Origin of the sequence: Candidatus Paraluminiphilus aquimaris (assembly GCF_026230195.1) — a bacterium.
GTDB classification, from domain to species: domain Bacteria; phylum Pseudomonadota; class Gammaproteobacteria; order Pseudomonadales; family Halieaceae; genus Luminiphilus; species Luminiphilus aquimaris.
Genome location: NZ_CP036501.1, coordinates 1,765,258 through 1,783,652, shown reverse-complemented (window position 1 = coordinate 1,783,652; position 18,395 = coordinate 1,765,258). Strand labels below are relative to the sequence as shown.

Sequence of the window (18,395 nt, the reverse complement as noted above, 5' to 3'; positions counted from 1 at the left end):
GCAATCATCACTGAGGTCAGGAAGATGAGTCAAAAGTTGAGCGATACCATTTTGGAGTTCACAGGCAGCGACGCGCGCACTGTTTTGCAAGGTCAAACGACACGAAATTTTGTCGCCGCCGAGACAGGGAGCGTCTTGGAGGGTGCGTTCTGCGACCTGAAGGGACGCGTCATTGCTGACTTTTGCGCGGCTATTGTGCGAGATGACCATATTTTGCTGCGCACCGATACTGAGGTCGCGAATTATCTTCAGTCTCATCTTCAGAAGTACCTGATGTTCTCAAAGACGCGCATGACCGCCTCCAAACTGTCGGTATGGGCTTCTAGGGAAACCGCAGATAGCGACTCGAATAGCGTGAGCGAGTCAAAAGTAACCGTCATTCGCAACGGGGAGTTTACTGAGGTTTGGTGTAACGAAGACCCCCGTCCCAATGAGGTGATCGATGCCAATACCTACCATGCGAATCGGCTGACGCATGGCGAAGCAAGAGTACGCAGCGCAACCATTGGAAAATACCTACCCCAAGACCTCAACTTTGATATCAATGGGCTCATCGACTTCGACAAGGGCTGCTACACCGGCCAAGAAATAATTGCGCGATTACATTACCGTGGCCAACCGAAGCGGCGCTTACGCCTGCTCACCCTTGCCAGCCAAAATGACGTCGTCGCTGGCGATAAAATCTTGAACGTCGAGGGCAAATCCATTGGGACGGTTGTAGAGTGCGTCGCTCACGGTGACGAATGCCTGTGCCTGTGCGAGACCGTTATTGATATCGACAGCCACAAGGCGAGCATTCAAGACCACGTAGCTACGCCGAGCGCGCTTCAGCGATTTTAGTCACCAAGCCAGTTAATCGGCGGTTGACCTCGCAATGAGAGCCATTCATTAGCGCGACTAAATTGTTGAGAGTCGAAAAAGCCTCGGTATGCACTCAGTGGCGAGGGATGGGGGGCAGTTAGCACAAGATTCTGTTCTCCCTCGATAAGCTTTGCCTTTTTCTGTGCATGAGCGCCCCAAAGAAAAAAGACCGTCTGTGTGCTGGATTGCGCAACCGCCTCAATGAGACGATCTGTGATGACCTCCCACCCTTGGTTGCGATGCGACTCTGGCTCCCCCTTGTTCACGGTCAGCACCGTATTAAGTAGCAGTACCCCTTCGCTCTCCCAGTGTGCCAGTAGTCCGGGGTGACTTGATTCACGACCTAAATCCCTCGCCACGAGTTTCAATATGTTTCTCAATGAGGGCGGCGCAGCCACGCCGTCAGGCACTTCGAATGCACGCCCCGTCGCCTGACCCGGTTGATGGTAGGGATCTTGACCGAGAATCACCGCCCTGATGTCCCCGACCTCTAGATGGCTCAGGCACTTAAACACGGACTCTAATGCGGGATAGACCTCTTTTCCTTGCTCCACTTCCGAACAAAGCAACGCCTCTAAGCCCTTACCGACACCTCCCATCAAAAGATCTTCGAGTGTCGGTCGCCATGCGATTGGGCAGTGGTCCCAGAGTCTAATCATTAGCGAAAGTGAGATCCCAGTAGCTTGCTGAAGCGACCCGCAACTGTAACACTCTACCGACACGTGGGGAATTTGAAGAGCCTTAGGTTTGAATGACGTGACAGGCAATAACAGTGTTGTTTTATCGCTAAAAAAGGAGACCCTTGATCGGCTAAAACCCTGCCTATCGCTTGTCATCGAAGAAACAGCTGACTACCTACTAACCCTGTCGACGAGTGCCAGACTCGACCCTGCAAATCAAAACCAGTGCTACGACGCATTCCTGAACCTGCAGGCTGAAACAAAACGTGTGGTGGCCGACATTTGCGGCAATGTCGAGAGTGCCTTCGGCGCAATTGGCAAGCCCCAAGTCGCAGATATCGACAACGCCCCTACAGAGCAGCCCCCTGAGCTCGAACTTCTCGATCTAGAGGTATTTGAGGAGACGCTCGCTATCGAAAAAATCGTGAACGCAAGCACTGAGCGATTTTGGGTAGATTTAGAGAGTTTAATGTTCAGACTGGGCGCCCTGCTTGATACCCCAGCAAGCAATATAAGGCTCCCCGTGAGCCCTCACCTACTGTGCTCGGCCTACCGACAAGCGCTTCGAGCCATCGAATTCCCAAGAAATTTCCTAATCGACGCTGACAGCGCCTTCGCAAGGAAATTGCTTCCTGAGCTCGCAGAGATCTACCAATACATGAATCGTTATCTCAATGAGCACGGGTTGCTGCCGAATATCGAGGAAGAGCTCAACCAGACGGGTTCTCGACTACTCATTACACTGGGCAAACGCCCGACTGAACTCAGGCAATCAGCGCCAGAGCCGTCGGCTACCCACGTCGATAACCTTGAGCTCGTCGATCAAGCTGAGGCTCGTGATAATCGACGGCTACTGCATGACACCGATTGGATCAACGCCTTATCGGTTGATATCGCGTCTTCAACCGTGAGCGCGCAGCCTTTCAACCGAGAGACAGCGTCGGTATCACCTGCTTCGCCAGATCAACTACTTGCCTCAGGCGGCAAGCACAGCTTTGTTCCACTGAGAATCATTCCCCCCAGTCGTGATGACGCCGCGCGAAATCGGCTCCTGCAATCGACTGAGCAACTACTTGAGCAGCACCCACCCCCAAGCCTGGAAATGGAGTCAGAATGCCTGCGGATTGCCAGGGCGCTCGCGGCCTTGAGATTAGAGCAAACCCATTCCCGCTTCGATTACGATGCCCTCATCTCACTCATTGGTTTTCAGCCGCAGCCGCTCATAGCTGAGCGCCTTCGCGAAGCGCACAAGATCACCGCCCGACTAATTGACTACCTGTTGCAACGACTTTCCCCCTCTGAAAAACAAGCACCCGCGTTTGCTCACCTTGAGATTTGTTTTCTGGAACTCGCGCTGATCGACGCAAACTTCCTGATCGACGGGGATCATCCGGGACGCGTGTTAGTCGATCGTCTCACTGATCTCGCCACCTTATTTCCCCGAGCTGATGCCAAATACTTGGAAGGCTTAGTCTCAGTGCTCATTGAGCTGACACGTAAATTTGATGGCACAGCAAGCACCCTCGCCATAGCGAGTAATACGCTGAGTGACCTATCACTAAAGCTGATTAAGCAGCAACGACAAAACAGGGAAAGACTCATAACGCGAGAGAACGCGAGAGATAAAATCGACAATGCACGTGTGATGTTGATCGAAACACTCAACGCCTTCTTCAACCATCAGCCTGCCAAACGGGGTCTGATCGAGACCATCACGACAGTTTTTGTTGATAGGTGGGTCGTCGCACTGTTAAAGGGCATCCCGCTCACCACGATACGAGGGGATATCGAAACACTGTATGGGGTTTCATCCGAAGCAAACGAACCCCGGGCCGTTGACATCACACCAATCGAGCTTGCATCAAAAATCGATGTGCCATCGGAGCTCACCAAGGAGGCCAAGCGAGCGCTCACGTCCCTGACTCAGCCCAGCGACGAACAAATTTTAGCTCCCGAAAACTGGGGTCTACAAATCGATTTAACACCTGATCAGCTCGATAATTTGCTTGAAAACAAGCCTCGATTGCGAAGAGCCGCCCAATCCGTACAAAAACTCGCAGTTGACACCTGGTTCAGGCACGAGACACCAAGCGGCTATCGCTACTTACAAATAGTTTGGGTTAACCGCCATGGCACACGCTTTGTTCTAACCGACGAGCGGGGCCTTAAGCAGCGTGATCTCAGTATTATCCAGCTCGCATTGGAGTTCGATCGCTCGTTGAAGCGCCTCACGACCGTCGAAAGGTTGAGCTTGGTTGAGCAGACGCTCTTCTCAAAACTCTCCGCAATTCAGGACGACGTTAGCCAGCGCTTTAGCCGCTTAAATAAAGACTCGGTTAAAGAACTCACACATGAACTCGAGCGCGCCCTACGTCGTGTCAGACGCTCAGGCGACAATATCGTTATCGCCGCGTTTACGCTCCCAGAGGATCAACCTTCCCAACCTGTGGAGAAGGCTTTAGCAGACACAAATAGTGCAACAGGCGCCGTCTGTAGACTCTCCACGTCACGCGTCTGTCTGGTCGGCTCATTTGAGCCCGATACACTGCGCAGCATCGTGCACGAAACATACGGCATCGCCAATGAGTATGAGTTCTTCTTCAAAAAGCTAAGTGAACACGACGCATCTAACATCGACGGCCTTTTGCATGCACTAAATCAAAGTCACCACTCGCGAAAGTCAGCCTTAACTGAGTCCAATGACGCCTCTTCTACGCCCTTTTTACTCGAGCAAGCAGTAGAGGAAGCCGAGAATCAAATAGCGCCTCTTGCGAACAAACTCCGCTTACGAACAATTATTCGCGTACCGGTAGCTGACGCATCAAATATTGAGACAGCCTTCCGGGTAGAGAGCCTGCAGGTTAGCACTGGGAGCGAGATAAGCGAGGCCGCCGCGCAGCAGCGTTCTCTGTGCATTGCAGCTAATCTTATTGAACTGCATGAGCTTTGTAGGTTGCTCCGCGAATGCGAACACCAACAGCGAGCTCGCCCCCACTTGATTCTGAGACTCAATGCAGATACCTGCCTATACGCAGGTGCCCAAGACCGGATCCTGTCACTCATTTCAGAGTACGCAATTGGCACGTCGCAACTAAGCTTCCTCGTGTCTGACTCCCTGCAGTTGCGCGAATCAAATACCTGTCAGCGTCTTACTCGAGCTCTTCGGTCCATCGGCTGCCATATTATTTTGGATGACTACAGCCCCGAGCGGGTCAGCGACAGATCAACCGAACTGCTCAACGTGTCCGAGATTGTGATCGATACTACGTTTTGGGAGCGCGCGGCGCAGTCAGAGCCCTGGAGAAGCTTGCTTCCTCAACTAATAGCCGACACGCATCACATTCTCGGGCAGGCCGTTTCGGTGAGGGACCCGAGTATTACCGAGAACATAGAACATACCGGAATAGATTTTATCGAGCGCGAATCAGATGTACTGCTCTCAACCTCAGAGCTTTTGCGAAGTCTCAGTTCTGAATTTTCGTAACTTACGCGCGCTATAGCCCGCCTCTACGGTTACGGCAATCACTCCCAACCAAACAAGGCCAAATGTCGCTATCGTTATCGTGGTAATCGGCTCCTTGAGCACAAATAGCGCCACGATGAGCTGTATTGAAGGCCCGACATAGGTAAGTAAGCCGATGGTAGATAACGCAAGAACACGCGTGGCCGCAACGTAAGTCAACAAGGGGGCCGCCGTGAAGGCTCCCGCGCAAAGTAAGAAGAGATCCACCTTTAAACCATGAACTCCCATCCCAGCCCCGTCGTGACTCAGAATCCATATTGCAGCGAACGGTGCCATACAGAGTGATTCGAGGAATAGCCCTTGCATTGAGTCGGCGCTTATCTGCTTGCGAATGGCGCCGTAAAGAGCAAAGCTCATCGCGAGGGTCAACGAAACCCAAGGCAAACTTCCGTACGCAACTAACTGAATGAGCACTGCAATTATCGCCAATAAAATAGCCAGTATATGGACCGGCTTTGGTCGCTCTCCGAACATGAAAACACCCAGGGCTATGGTCAGCAGCGGCAACATGAAATAACCCAAGCTCGCCTCTGTCGCTCGCTCGTTAGTCACAGCAAAGACATAGACCCCCCAGTTGATCGTCAGCATCAAAGCCGCCAGCGCTATCCAGAAACAAAACTTGAGCGAGCGCATCAACGCGAGTGTTTCAGATAAACGGCCGAAAAACAGGACGATAAAAAACGTTACCGGCAAGGTCCAGAGCGCGCGGTGCGCCATGACATCGACAGGCCCAATGGGTTTAGTTTGAATCCAGTAAAGCGCTGCAATGCCCCAGATGAAGTTAGCGATGAGAGCAAGTAATATGCCTTTGGCTGTTCCGGCTTGAGTCACCTAGTTACCTTCTTGCTCTCGGCATTAATGTACGCGGCGCTAATTAAACACTGAGACGACCACTGTGCAAGAAACGCTTAGAAGAAATTCAAATAAAAATTGCAGTGCATACCATCAAGCGATGCGCTGCGTGGCACTGCTCGCAGGCACCCTAGTTTTGACCGCATCATTACACATAAAGGCTCAAGGGACAGCGGCTACAAGCGTGGTGAAGCTTACCGTGCCTATCCAGCGCATTGAAAATCATGAGCGTCGGAATTTCATTGAAAACTGCAGCGCCTATGCAGTAAAAAAGACAGCCCAGCACTATGTCTTCTTGTCGTCTTGGCACTGTATCGACGGTTTATACGATCGTTTGAATCTCCCAAAAATTTCGCACGCGGGTACAACTATTTCCCCAACATTAGGTGAATCTGGGGGAAGTATGGATGAGGACTGGCTTATTTTAAGAACACCGAATGATGTATTCAGTGACAGTCTTACGCTCGTTCATTCTGCAAGTGAAGAAGTACAAAAAGGGGAAACGCTTTACGGATTTGGTTGGGGGGGACATTTGCAAAATCCGGCGTCTGCTCCCAAGGAATTAACCTGCCTTGCACTCGATGTGGGTCGTAAGCTCACGTTAAATTGCGGTTTTGCCAAAGGCGACTCGGGAGGCCTTGTAGCCAGAAAAGTGAAGGGACGTTACGAGGCGGTTGGCATTATTTCAGCCGGGGACTCTTCGACGATCACTTTTGCTTACCCCCTCTCAGCACTCCCCGGACAACTCCTCAAGGCCCTTTCCGAAGAAGGGAACTGAATTACTCAACAAGTTTCTGGGCTGCGTCCGCGCCTATGTGCGCCTCTCCACGAGCCCGAGCGAGCGAAATTTGCTTTTGTCGCTCCCTAAAGCGTTGCTTCTGCTCATCGCTATGAGCGTCATGACAGCGCGGACACGACACCCCCGGAACATAAAGCGCTGACGCTTTCTGCGCTTCATCAATTGGGAATCGGCACGCGTAGCATTGGTCATAGCGACCCTTCTGCAACTGATGATCGACTGAGACTCGACTATCAAAAACAAAGCATTCCCCATCCCAGCGCGTTTGCTCTTGCGGCGTCTTCTCCAAGTAGTTCAATATCCCACCCTTCAAGTGCCACACATCCTCAAAACCCAAAGATACGAGCAATGAAGTGGACTTCTCGCATCGAATCCCACCGGTACAGAACATCGCGACCTTTTTGTGCTTAGTGGGATCAAGGTTCTTCTCGACCCAGTCAGGAAACTCTCTAAAACTCGTTGTATTCGGGTTAACCGCGCCCTGAAACGTCCCTATTTCCACCTCGTAGTCGTTACGGGTATCGATCACTAGGCAATCGGGATCATCGACTAGTGCATTCCATTGCTCAGGAGACGCGTAGCGACCGACACAGTGATTCGGGTCAATATCAGAGCGACCCATGGTGACTATCTCGTTTTTGAGTTTCACCTTCATACGCAAAAAGGGCCGTTCCCTATTGTAGGAAAACTTGCAATCGAGATCCGCGAGTCGATCGTCACTGCGAAGAAAAGCCAACACCTCAGCTATAGCCTGCGTGGTACCCGAAATCGTGCCATTAATCCCTTCGTGGGCGAGCAATAGTGTGCCTCGAACACCTCGCGCCTCGCAGAGGTTGAGTAACGGCTCTCTCAGATCCGCGTAATTTTCAAGACGAACAAAGCGATACAGTGCAGCGACTTGTGTCGTGGCAGCATCTGAGATCATTAGCGACCTCCGCCTCTGCAATCTGGTGAATCGGGTACGCTGCCTTTCGCCGCCCACTCCGATGCCGTCATGGTATGCAGCGCAAGCGCGTGGATGGGTCCCTGCATCAGGTCCGTCAATAAGCCATAAACCTCTTGGTGCCGCTTTACTAACCTCAAGCCCTCAAACCTGTCAGAGACCAAAGTGACTTTAAAGTGACTCTCCGATCCGGGCGGCACATTGTGCATGTGGCTCTCGTTCACAATTTCAGCAAAAACTGGCGAGAAATGTGCCTCGAGACGATCTTGGAGTTGATTCTGGATACTCTGCATGGGCTAGACTCCTAAAGCTGGGCGAAGGATACCAGACACAGACAAAACTGAGCGAGCAACAATGACTGACACTGCCATGGACATATGGTTGGATTCGGCGGGGTATGACAAAGAAACCCTCTTGCACCTAAAGGAACGACTCATTAACGAGTTGCGCGTCCCAAGCGAACAGGCTGAGGTGTTAGTTAATGGTAACTCCCACCGAATTAAACGATCCTGCTCCCGCGAGGACAGCGAGCGCCTCGCGATGCAGTTCTCAACATGGGGTATCGACTTAAGAATCGAGCCGAGCTCACTTGGCAAACCGGCTCCCTTAACTTCCGCGCAAACGTCACAAGACAAGATAGCGCTCACACTTGCACCACACGGTGACACTATTCCTAATCTTGCGGGAGAGAAAACAGCGCCCACTATAAAGACAGATCATTTACACTTGGCAGATTAGTAACACCCAATCTGGATCAAAAATTGAGCGCTTCCTCCCCCGATGATATGGCCCGTTATCCACGAGCACCTGTGTGGCGCCACCTGCTAGCCATGATCTACGACCTTTTTCTCATCATCCCCCTTTTGATGGTCACGGCCGCATTGCTCGTGGGGTTTTATGGTCCTGTTGAAAGTGCCTCCGAACGAGCGGTCCCTGCGTGGCAGCAGTGGGTACTCTCATTCGCTGCATTGGTGGCGTTTTTTGGCGTTTTTTGGCGTCAGCAAGGTCAAACCCTCGGTATGCAGGCATGGCGAGTCAAGCTTGTGGTTCAAGCTGATTTAGAAAGGCAAGTCACTTGGAAACAGGTCCTCATTAGGGTGGCCACGGCAGGCCTACCTCTTTTGGCGGCCTTGATCCCCTTCGTCTATACCGATATCAACAATGCTCACATAGCTGTATACCTGTTCTCAGGGACGCTTGCTGTAATGGGGATACTCTGGCGCTTTACCAATCGGCCTAGACACTACTTGCATGACGTCCTTTCGGGTACTGAGTTGCGGCAAACGCCAAAGCGAGCAAAACAGAAGAAGCAGTAGATCGACACCTACTGGAACTACTGATATCGAAAGCGGTTAACGTTGGTTGGCTCTCGCCAGCGGTCAATCGGATAAATCAGCTAAAAGGCGGTAATAACAACCAACCAAGTGCATCGTCAGAGCTGTCTGCGTAGCAGCCCGATTCCAGCCACCCAACACAACAGCACCGTTAACAAGGCCGCGACCCCGCCGCCCAAGCCTAAAAGCAAACTCAGTGGCCCAAAAAAGTCCTGACTAATCCTAAAAATGACGCCCGCGAGGACACCGACGAAGATTCGTGTACTCATATTACCCTCACGCAGAGGGCCAAAGATGAATGACATCGCCAAAACAACGAGCCCTGCACACGATAGCGGCTGCAGTACTTTATTCCAGAACGCCAGTTCGATGTCATTGGCTAGCAAACCTTGCCCCCTCAAGTAAGCAGCGTATTGCCAAAGCTGAGTCGCCGGTAGGCTCTCTGGTTTCACCGCATCGAGCGTTAAAAGATTCGGGGTGATTTCGGATTCCCAGGTTTTTGTTGTCAACCGCTCAACGCGCGTGCCCGTCTCTGACACCTCCGTAATCGATACACCCTCGAGCAGCCATTGCTGGCTCTGATACGTCCCTCTGTCAGCACTGACCGTTCGTGTCAGCGTTCCTTGCTCGTCAAACTCAATCAATATAACGCCAAAGATGAGTCCGCCACGCTGAACTGCCTCGACGTTGATAAAGGTATTACCATCGCGATTCCAGGCACCGTAGCGACCTGCCATATTCGGATCATCTCGCTGAGCAAGCGCTCGCTGGCTAATCGCCATTTGTTCGGAGACGGGCGCCACGTACTCGCCAACGCAAAATCCCCCGAGAGCGATGATCAAGGCGGGCTTAATCGCCATCCAAGCGAGCGTTGGAAGCGAGAGACCGGCCGTCCTCATAACGGTTAACTCACTGGTCGTTGCCAATCTACCGAGGCCGAAAAGCGCACCAATCAGCGTCGCGTAAGGCACAAACTCTTGAATTCGTCTGGGAATCGTCAAGCCAATAAAGACCAGTAGATCAGAAAAGTGATAAGTGTCACTCAGGTCACCCAAGTCATCTATCAATTGACTCAATGCATCCAATCCGACCAGAACGCCCAAAACCCCCAGGATTGACCAAAAGAGGTTAGTCATGAGGTAGCGATCAAGCTGTCTCACGATGCCGTCACCTTGTGATTGCTCTGGGGGCCGTCACCCTTAAAGCCCTTCCGACTAAATAGACGAGGAAGATCGTCAGACATCATGAGCAGCGCACCCATGAGCCCAAAAATCAAATGAACGATCGCAAACACAGAGAAAGAACCTCCCTCCTCTGCGATCGACCGCGCCTGGGATAACGCAACGAAATACAGCAAAAAAACGATCAGCGCTGGGCCCAATTTAGCGTAGCGTCCACCCCTGCTGTCCGTCCGACTGAGCGGTATGGCAAATAGCACCATAATTGGAACAATGAAGGCCAGTGAGATACGCCACCCCAGAATCGCAATGTGTTCGGGATTATCACTGCCAAGGAGCGCCGTCGTCGGAAGTGTCTCGACTTGTGCTTGAGATCGAAGTCCGCCCTCCACTTCTGGAATGAGTGATCGATACCCATCAAATCGCGCTCGTGTCAGTTCAGCCCTCCCAGGGCTAACGCTATAGCGATTACCATTCGATAATTGCAGATACCGGCGCCCCGAATCAGGGTCAATCTCAATTGCACCGCGCGCTGCAAGCGTCGTAGAGAGCACCGTACCGGTCTCCGAACGCTGCCGCTCCGCGACAAAAACGGTGGTCATGACCCCATCTTCATCGATTTGCTCCACGTAGGTCACATAATCACCCCCGCGCTGCTTTTTAAAACGGCCTTCGGCCAGTACGTGCATTCCCTCCGCAGATCGCGGCTCGGCCAACAGCGCATTCGCCTTGGCAGCGCCGTTAGGGCCTAGAAATAACGCCAGCGTCCCAACCAGCACTGTTGTGACGACCGTTGCAATCGAGATCCGACTCAGTAACTGCCATTGACTGGTGCCACTCGCACGAAAAATCACCATTTCGCTATCAGCGTAGAGACGGCCAAATGACAGTAAAACGCCGATGTAGAAACCCAGCGGTAGAATCAACTCGAAAAACGCGGGTAGTTTGTAGATCATTATGGGAAGCAATATGCCCGCCGACAGATCACCAATGGCAGCCTCCGCGAGATATTTGATAAAGCGCCCGCTAAACACCACCAAGAACAGAACCAGGGATACGGCTCCGGTGTGTGTCATCACGTCGTAGGTCAAGTACCGTGCTGCTCTCATTTTATACCGGCATTTAATCCCAGATTAGGTAGGCAAATACCTGCCACAAGGTTTAGTTCTCTCTCGCATCATCATACACTACGCGACCGAATGACTAGCTCGTTTTACGTAAGGAAATACCATGACAAAACTGACGGTGACAGCAGCCAAAGCCATAAAAGTCGGAAATGCAAAGCACGAGCTCGTCGTTGTTCCGCTTTTCACCAATCAAGCCGTTGCGGGGCAATCAGCCGCTGTTGATGCAGCCGCAGGGGGCGTGCTGCAGCGGGCCATTGACATGGGAGAAGCCGAGGCAAAACTTGGAAAAGTCACGAGTATGATTGGAACCGAGTCTGTTGCCCGCATTGTTGCAGTGGGATGCGGTGATCGCGAAAAATTTGGCCGCGACGCGCAGCTTGCTGTCACTGGTGCCATCGGACGATCACTTGCGGCAAGCAAAGCCAAAGCGGCAACCATCGTGACCGATAATGTCAGCGATGACGCCGACTCGGCAGCCTCTTTTTTGGAGTTCCTTGCGCGCGATGTGGCGATGGGCTGTTATCACTACACCGCAACAGTTGGATCGCCAAAACCAGGTCCTGTGCTCACCAAACTCAGTGTGGCAGTCGGTGACATGTTGAGTGCGGCAAAAGCAAAGGCCGCTTTACATAATGGTTTAGCCATTGGGCAAGGCGCTAACGTCACACGAGAACTTGTCAATCTACCCGGCAATGTCTGCACACCGTCCTATCTCGCAAAAGAAGCGCGCACACTCGGGCGCAAATATGACGCACTCTCTGTGTCTGTACTGGACGAAAAAAAGATGGAGTCCCTGGGCATGGGGTCGCTTTTATCCGTCGGGAACGGTAGTGATGAGCCCTCAAAACTGATCGTCATTAAGTACCAAGGAGGCAACGCCAAAGATGCGCCTTATTGCTTGGTTGGAAAAGGCATCACTTTTGACACCGGCGGTATCTCGCTTAAGCCCGCGAAAGGCATGGAGTCGATGAAATTCGATATGGGTGGCGCGGGTTCGGTATTCGGGGTAATGCAGGCCGTCGCAGAACTGAATCTGAAGATAAACGTTATTGGCGTCGTTGCTGCGGCTGAGAATATGCCGAGTGGCTGTGCCACGAAGCCTGGCGATGTTGTGACCTCGATGTCAGGTAAAACAATTGAAATATTGAACACAGACGCAGAGGGACGATTGGTACTGTGCGATGCGCTGACCTATGTAGAGCGTTTTAAACCCGCGGAGGTGGTTGATATCGCAACGTTGACCGGCGCGATTATTGTGGCTTTGGGTCATGAAGCGACAGGGCTTTTTGCGAACGACGATAGCCTTGCAGAGGCACTCACAGCGGCGGGGCAAGCGTCAGGAGATGAGGCGTGGCGGTTACCGATTAACAAGCGATATGACAAGCAACTCAACACCAAGTACGCGGACATGCAAAATATAGGTACAGGATCCGCAGGGAGTATCACAGCGGCTTGCTTCCTTGCGAGGTTCACCGAAAACTATAAGTGGGCCCACCTTGACGTCGCTGGGACCGCGTTCCAAAGCATGCAAAAAGGCGCTACCGGTAGACCGGTTCCGCTACTTGTTGAGTATTTACGCCAAAAGTAATCGCTGAGCGCTCTTGAATGACTCGGATTGATTTTTATGTTGTGAAAACGGCGGGGGCTGATGCACGACTAAATGTCGCCGCAAGGCTTACGGAAAAAGCGCTCGGGCGCGGTCACCGTATTTTCATAAATTGTGAATCAGCCGAGCAACTCAGCGCATTGGATAGCTATCTATGGGAATTTAAGGCTACGAGCTTCGTCCCCCATGAGGTCGCCAGTAACCAGACAGATGAACGGGTGGTTTTAGGGTTTGAACAAGGACCTGAGACACATAACGACGTGCTCATCAATCTTGCCTTATCGCCTCCCTCATATTTTGCACAGTTTGAGCGCGTGGCGGAGGTCGTGACCCAGGATGAGGCGTCGCTGGATGCGTTAAGAAGTGCCTGGAGGCACTACCGGGACAGAGGCTACCCTTTGCAGAAGCATGAACTGCCTTGACTCAACAAATAATCGCCACTGGCGATAAGGTAATAAAACATCATGGATAAAACGTTTTCGCCGGCGGCAATCGAAGCCCACTGGTATTCAGAGTGGGAGTCGAAAAACCATTTTGCGCCACAAGAAGGAAACGGCGCCTATTGCATTCCCATTCCGCCTCCCAACGTGACCGGCACACTTCACATGGGTCACGGCTTCCAGCAGGCCATTATGGACGCGCTGATACGCTTCAACCGAATGAAGGGAAAAAGCACACTCTGGCAGGTCGGTACCGACCACGCGGGTATTGCCACCCAAATGTTAGTTGAGCGACAACTCGAGGCGAAGGGCATCTCCCGCCATGACATAGGCAGAGAAGGCTTCATCGACAAGGTTTGGGAATGGAAAGCAGAGTCTGGGGGCACTATCACCCAACAGCTTCGGCGACTGGGCGCGTCAGTGGATTGGACGCGCGAGCGATTTACGATGGATCCAGACTTATCCAAAGTGGTCAGCGAGGTATTTGTTCGTCTTTATGACGAGGGGTTGATCTACAGGGGACAACGCCTCGTCAACTGGGACCCGAAGTTACACACGGCCATTTCCGATTTAGAGGTGGTGCAGGAGGAAGAATCTGGCCATTTATGGCACCTGCAATACCCAGTGGTTGACTCCGACGAGGTCATCACCGTGGCAACCACCCGTCCGGAGACGATGCTTGGCGATACGGCCGTCGCTGTAAATCCAAACGATGAACGATACCAACACCTCGTTGGAAAGATGATCGCGCTGCCGCTCTGTAACAGAGCAATCCCCATCATTGCCGACGACTACGTTGATGCGGAGTTCGGATCGGGCTGCGTCAAAATCACGCCCGCGCACGACTTCAATGATTACGCCATGGGTGAGCGACATGACTTACCGCTCATCAACATTCTCACAGCAGACGCGCACATCAACGATAATGCACCAGAGGCCTTCAGAGGACTGGAGCGTTTCGAAGCAAGAGCGGCTGTCATCTCAGCTATGGAAAATTTGGGTCTTTTAGAAAAAACAGAAGACCATACGTTAAAGGTACCTCGAGGCGATCGATCAGGTGTCGTTATCGAACCCTGGCTAACGCTGCAGTGGTACGTGGACGCGAAGAAACTGGCGGGGCCCGCAATTGAAGCGGTCGAATCGGGTGCGATCGAATTCGTCCCAAAACAATGGGAGAACACCTATTTCGCTTGGATGCGTGATATTCAAGACTGGTGCATCAGTCGCCAACTTTGGTGGGGCCACCGAATACCCGCTTGGTATGACACAGATGGCAATGTCTACGTAGGCGAGGATGAAACCCTAATTAGACAGGAGAACGGCCTCGATAACGATGTAGAACTTCGCCAAGACGATGATGTACTTGATACCTGGTTCTCTTCAGCACTTTGGACTTTTTCAACGCTGGGCTGGCCAGAAGAAACCGAGGAACTAGAGAGGTTCCATCCGGCGTCGGTACTTGTGACAGGCTTTGACATCATCTTCTTCTGGGTAGCCAGAATGATCATGATGACACTGCATCTGAAGGGGGAAATACCCTTCAAGCAGGTTTATGTACACGGTCTAGTTCGCGATGCGGAAGGGCAGAAAATGTCCAAATCCAAAGGCAATGTATTAGACCCAATCGATCTGATCGATGGCATTGAACTTGAGGATCTCGTTACAAAGCGAACATCGAGCATGATGCAACCAAAGCAGGCGCAGAAAGTCGAAAAGGCGACCCGCAAACAGTTCCCGGACGGCATTCCTGGATACGGTACCGACGCACTGCGATTTACCTTCTACTCTCTGGCATCGACCGGTCGTGATATCAAATTCGATCTCGGACGAATGGAAGGGTTCAGAAATTTCTGCAACAAGCTATGGAATGCGTCACGGTACGTATTGATGAATACTGAGGCGTTCGCGCTCACAAGCGAGAAGCCTAGCTTCAGCCTCGCTGACCGATGGATTCGCAGCCAACTGCAACAAGTCATCGCAGAGACCAGCCGTAATATTGAGCATTACCGTTTTGACCACGCCGCGCAGACACTGTACGACTTTGTTTGGAACGAATACTGTGATTGGTACCTTGAGCTTTCGAAGCCGGTCCTTTGGAGCGACGATGCCTCAGCCTCCCAAAAGCACGGGACGTTGCTCACCTTGCTCGAGGTGCTGGAAACCGTTTTGCGGCTTCTCCACCCCATGATGCCCTTCATCACGGAAGAAATTTGGCAAAACGTCGCGCCACGCCTTGATCGCCATGGCGACACCATCATGTTGGCCCAATGGCCATCGAGCGATGCTGAGGAGGTCGACACCGCCGCGGAGGACGATATCGAGTGGCTAAAAACCGTTATTACTGCCGTGAGAACAATCAGGAGTGAAGCGAATATTCCGCCCGGGGAAGCCTTGGAAGTGCTGTTTGGCAATGCAACAGAAACAGACAAGGCAAACGTCGAGAAACTGGGACAGTCACTTGAAAAAATGGCCAAGGTAAAACGTACGACCGTGCTGGGAAATTCAGACGATAGGCCTCCCGCTCTCAGTGCGCTGGCCGGTACGCTCGAAGTAATGGTGCCCATGGCCGGCGTTGTTGACATCGAGAAAGAGCTGACGCGACTCGAAAAAGAGCTTGAACGGATGAAAACTGAGCAGGCGCGTATTGCCGCAAAGCTTGGGAATCAAAATTTTGTCGATCGAGCACCGCAGGCGGTTGTTGACAAGGAAAAAGTGAAGCTTGAGGAACTTGAAACGGGTATTTCTTCAATATCGGCTCAAAAATCGAAAATTGAGGAGTTGCGTTAAAGGCTGAGCGCTGTTATAGCTACGCAAACATAATAATTAATAAGCGGAGCGTCTGATGGCAGATAAATGTGTCGGCACCGTAAAGTGGTTCAACAATGCAAAAGGTTTTGGCTTCATTACGATGCCTGACCGCACCGAAGATATCTTCGTCCACTTTCGTGCCATAGAGGGCGAGGGGTTCAAAAGCCTTGCCGAAGGTGAAGAAGTGGAATTCGAGCTCGCAGAAGGCCCCAAGGGACTGCAAGCCGAGGCGGTTAAAAAGCGTAGCTAGGGTATTTTGTCGATCGCTCCCAAGCCGTTGTTAAGGAGCTAAGTTGACGACAAACAAACACCTCAGAGTAATATCTGGCTTAAGCGTTCCCTACGCGTCTCACCCGCAGGTTCGTGCGCTCAAGCGCAGTGGTCGACGCCCTTCCCTTCACGGAACGAAGCTATGGGGGGCGAGTCAGATCCTCATGGATTATCTCGCCTCAACCACACAAACACAGCCCAAGACGGTCATTGACGCGGGTTGCGGCTGGGGACTTTCAGGTATCTGGTGCGCCAAGCACCTCCAAGCCACGGTTGCATCGCTTGATGCAGATCCCGATGTCATCCCCTATTTGGAGCTCACCGCAAAGATCAATGGCGCTGAAGTGACACCGATCGTTGGGCGCTTCGAAGATTTGGGCTCAGATCTTCTGTCGGCTACCGACCTTTTAATCGGTGCGGACATTTGTTTCTGGGACGAGCTGGTTGACCCGGTTATAGCCATGATCACGACAGCCATTGAGAGTGGAACCAAGCGAGTCGTCATTGCGGATCCACAACGCGCTCCGTTTCTCGCGGTGTGCGAGCACATTCTGGAATACTTTGGTGGAGAACTGATTGAATGGCGGGCGCCCGCAACAAAAACTGTCGGCGCCCTACTCGTTATCGAAAATGCCTGAGCGCCTAGCGGAGAAAACGATACTGCCCCGTTAGTTCATGCTCTTTCACCTCTCCCTCAGAATCGAGCGATGGCCGAAACCGCATATCTCTTAGTGCTTTGCGAATCCGGTTCGCATCAGAGTCCTCAACTTTTGGGGATACCAAGCTGAAGTCTTTGGCGCGACCGCGCTCAGTGACCATAAACCGGTAGGTTGACACGAACGCATCGTCGTCTGCACGGGATACAACTGACCCTGTAAGTCCATGCGGCAGTGGCTTGGGAGTCCGAAACATTCCAGGGTTCATCTGATGTAAGTCGCGATAAATATCTCGCGCCGCTCCCCGACGACCGAAGTACCAACGCCAATCTGCCAGTGCAAGCTCCAAATCAACTTGTCCCTCGGCCAGATCTATAGCGTCCTCTAGCATGCGCACACCTGACTGGTAGGCGTTACGCTCAAGTGCCACCAATTGATCGTCATAGACCGATCGATCCGCCAGAAACTTCGACGGTAAACTGCCGCGCACTTCACGATCTTCAACAAACGGCTCCACAGCAAATGCAATCAGATACAGCAAATGGAGGCGCCGCTTGACCAGGGCGCCGCACCAAGCAGCAGACGACTTTTCTCCCTCGCAGCTGCGTTCGGTCACACCCTTCAAATGTCGCTCAAATCGCAACACAGCGCTCTCGTTAGCGAGCCAGTCCGTCGTTGCGAACCGTGCGAGCTGATTGTCAAAGTACTCAAGCGCGTAACCTAACGTTTCCTCGGTCCAGTCAGACATGCCAAATCCCGTAATTCGATAGCGGTATCTCAACTGCTCGCCCAACGCATCGCTGTCACCTAGGCGCCGAAGAACACCAATCCAATCACTAAGCGCCTCAACTTGCCCCTTCGTCGTCAACCCCGCATTTAATCGCAAGTTATGAAGACCTTGCTGAAAGAAACGAGCCGCTGACTCAGGTTGCTCTAACCTGACCGCATCGTGCGCAAGGTCAAGCCATGTCTCGCTTAATGACTCATGGTAAGCGCCGAGCGTCACTTGGCGTTTGACGACCTCCTGCACCCGCTGCTCGTGGGCAAGCAGTTCCACCGAGTCAATGATCGAATCGCTTAGCAGCACCTCACCCTTGACTGCCTCGACGTACATACCGAGCGGTTGCGGCACAAGCACCGCCACAGCAGGTGGCGAAAATAAGGAGCCTGATAATAAGAGAGCTAGGAGCGCTTTACAGGAATTCATAATTACGAATATAGCGCAAAAAAAAGCCCGCGCGGAGGCGGGCAAACAAAACCTGGGCGCGTGCGTTTAAACCGCGCAAGTTAGAAGATAAGGTTGCGGTCTTATTTATTC

Annotated in this window: 17 protein-coding genes; 10 read left to right on the top strand and 7 right to left on the bottom strand. The window is 52.3% G+C overall.

Annotation, left to right across the window (positions count from 1 at the left end):
- Positions 1-24: 24 nt before the first annotated feature.
- Entirely contained in the window at positions 25-840 is an 816-nt protein-coding gene (gene ygfZ / locus E0F26_RS08090) for a CAF17-like 4Fe-4S cluster assembly/insertion protein YgfZ (protein WP_279241161.1), read from the top strand.
- On the opposite strand, the gene ung is transcribed toward ygfZ, so the two are convergent.
- A complete protein-coding gene (gene ung / locus E0F26_RS08085) occupies positions 837-1,520 on the bottom strand; it encodes a uracil-DNA glycosylase (RefSeq protein ID WP_279241160.1) in 684 nt (227 codons plus the stop codon). The two genes, ygfZ and ung, sit on opposite strands and share 4 nt — an antisense overlap.
- Positions 1,521-1,617: 97 nt before the next feature.
- Here ung and E0F26_RS08080 point away from each other — a divergent pair, with 97 nt between their 5' ends.
- A complete protein-coding gene (locus E0F26_RS08080; RefSeq protein ID WP_279243211.1) occupies positions 1,618-5,025 on the top strand; it encodes a DUF1631 family protein in 3,408 nt (1,135 codons plus the stop codon).
- Here E0F26_RS08080 and rarD read toward each other — a convergent pair.
- The gene (gene rarD / locus E0F26_RS08075) at positions 4,987-5,895 is read right to left on the bottom strand and encodes an EamA family transporter RarD (RefSeq protein ID WP_279241159.1); all 909 of its coding nucleotides are present in this window, start codon (positions 5,893-5,895) and stop codon (positions 4,987-4,989) included. The two genes, E0F26_RS08080 and rarD, sit on opposite strands and share 39 nt — an antisense overlap.
- A gap of 130 nt (positions 5,896-6,025) precedes the next feature.
- Here rarD and E0F26_RS08070 point away from each other — a divergent pair, with 130 nt between their 5' ends.
- Positions 6,026-6,694 carry a trypsin-like serine peptidase gene (locus E0F26_RS08070; RefSeq protein ID WP_279241158.1) on the top strand — a complete coding sequence of 223 codons (669 nt, stop codon included), beginning with the start codon at positions 6,026-6,028 and terminating at the stop codon, positions 6,692-6,694.
- Position 6,695: 1 nt separating this feature from the next.
- Here E0F26_RS08070 and trhO read toward each other — a convergent pair whose 3' ends face one another.
- Both trhO and E0F26_RS08060 read right to left on the bottom strand, forming a co-directional pair.
- Positions 6,696-7,640 (bottom strand): oxygen-dependent tRNA uridine(34) hydroxylase TrhO, encoded by a 945-nt coding sequence (gene trhO / locus E0F26_RS08065; RefSeq protein WP_279241157.1) that lies wholly within the window; start codon positions 7,638-7,640, stop codon positions 6,696-6,698.
- Positions 7,640-7,951, bottom strand: coding sequence for a BolA family protein (locus E0F26_RS08060; protein WP_279241156.1), 312 nt, complete (start codon positions 7,949-7,951; stop codon positions 7,640-7,642). Before E0F26_RS08060 ends, trhO begins: the two co-directional genes overlap by 1 nt.
- A 61-nt stretch (positions 7,952-8,012) precedes the next feature.
- On the opposite strand from E0F26_RS08060, the gene E0F26_RS08055 reads away from it, so the two are divergent.
- Both E0F26_RS08055 and E0F26_RS08050 read left to right on the top strand, forming a co-directional pair.
- Positions 8,013-8,396, top strand: coding sequence for a hypothetical protein (locus tag E0F26_RS08055; RefSeq protein WP_279241155.1), 384 nt, complete (start codon positions 8,013-8,015; stop codon positions 8,394-8,396).
- 23 nt (positions 8,397-8,419) lie between these two features.
- Positions 8,420-8,974 carry an RDD family protein gene (locus E0F26_RS08050; protein WP_279241154.1) on the top strand — a complete coding sequence of 185 codons (555 nt, stop codon included), beginning with the start codon at positions 8,420-8,422 and terminating at the stop codon, positions 8,972-8,974.
- Between the two features lie 116 nt (positions 8,975-9,090).
- Here E0F26_RS08050 and lptG read toward each other — a convergent pair whose 3' ends face one another.
- Positions 9,091-10,152, bottom strand: a complete 1,062-nt coding sequence (gene lptG, locus E0F26_RS08045) for an LPS export ABC transporter permease LptG (RefSeq protein WP_279241153.1) — start codon at positions 10,150-10,152, stop codon at positions 9,091-9,093.
- Positions 10,149-11,279, bottom strand: a complete 1,131-nt coding sequence (gene lptF / locus E0F26_RS08040; protein WP_279241152.1) for an LPS export ABC transporter permease LptF — start codon at positions 11,277-11,279, stop codon at positions 10,149-10,151. Before lptF ends, lptG begins: the two co-directional genes overlap by 4 nt.
- 121 nt (positions 11,280-11,400) lie before the next feature.
- Here lptF and E0F26_RS08035 point away from each other — a divergent pair, with 121 nt between their 5' ends.
- From E0F26_RS08035 to E0F26_RS08015, 5 genes are read left to right on the top strand one after another with little or no spacing between them, the layout of a single operon-like run.
- Positions 11,401-12,885: a leucyl aminopeptidase gene (locus E0F26_RS08035; RefSeq protein ID WP_279241151.1), complete on the top strand. Its 1,485-nt coding sequence runs from the start codon at positions 11,401-11,403 to the stop codon at positions 12,883-12,885.
- Positions 12,886-12,902: 17 nt separating this feature from the next.
- Positions 12,903-13,325, top strand: a complete 423-nt coding sequence (locus E0F26_RS08030; RefSeq protein ID WP_279241150.1) for a DNA polymerase III subunit chi — start codon at positions 12,903-12,905, stop codon at positions 13,323-13,325.
- Between the two features lie 42 nt (positions 13,326-13,367).
- Positions 13,368-16,130 (top strand): valine--tRNA ligase, encoded by a 2,763-nt coding sequence (locus tag E0F26_RS08025; RefSeq protein WP_279241149.1) that lies wholly within the window; start codon positions 13,368-13,370, stop codon positions 16,128-16,130.
- Positions 16,131-16,185: 55 nt separating this feature from the next.
- A complete protein-coding gene (locus tag E0F26_RS08020) occupies positions 16,186-16,401 on the top strand; it encodes a cold-shock protein (protein ID WP_279241148.1) in 216 nt (71 codons plus the stop codon).
- A 43-nt stretch (positions 16,402-16,444) separates the two neighbouring features.
- On the top strand, positions 16,445-17,059 hold the full coding sequence (locus E0F26_RS08015) for a class I SAM-dependent methyltransferase (protein ID WP_279241147.1): 615 nt from the start codon (positions 16,445-16,447) through the stop codon (positions 17,057-17,059).
- A gap of 4 nt (positions 17,060-17,063) precedes the next feature.
- Here E0F26_RS08015 and E0F26_RS08010 read toward each other — a convergent pair whose 3' ends face one another.
- Positions 17,064-18,209, bottom strand: a complete 1,146-nt coding sequence (locus E0F26_RS08010; protein ID WP_279241146.1) for a hypothetical protein — start codon at positions 18,207-18,209, stop codon at positions 17,064-17,066.
- Positions 18,210-18,395 lie beyond the last annotated feature (186 nt).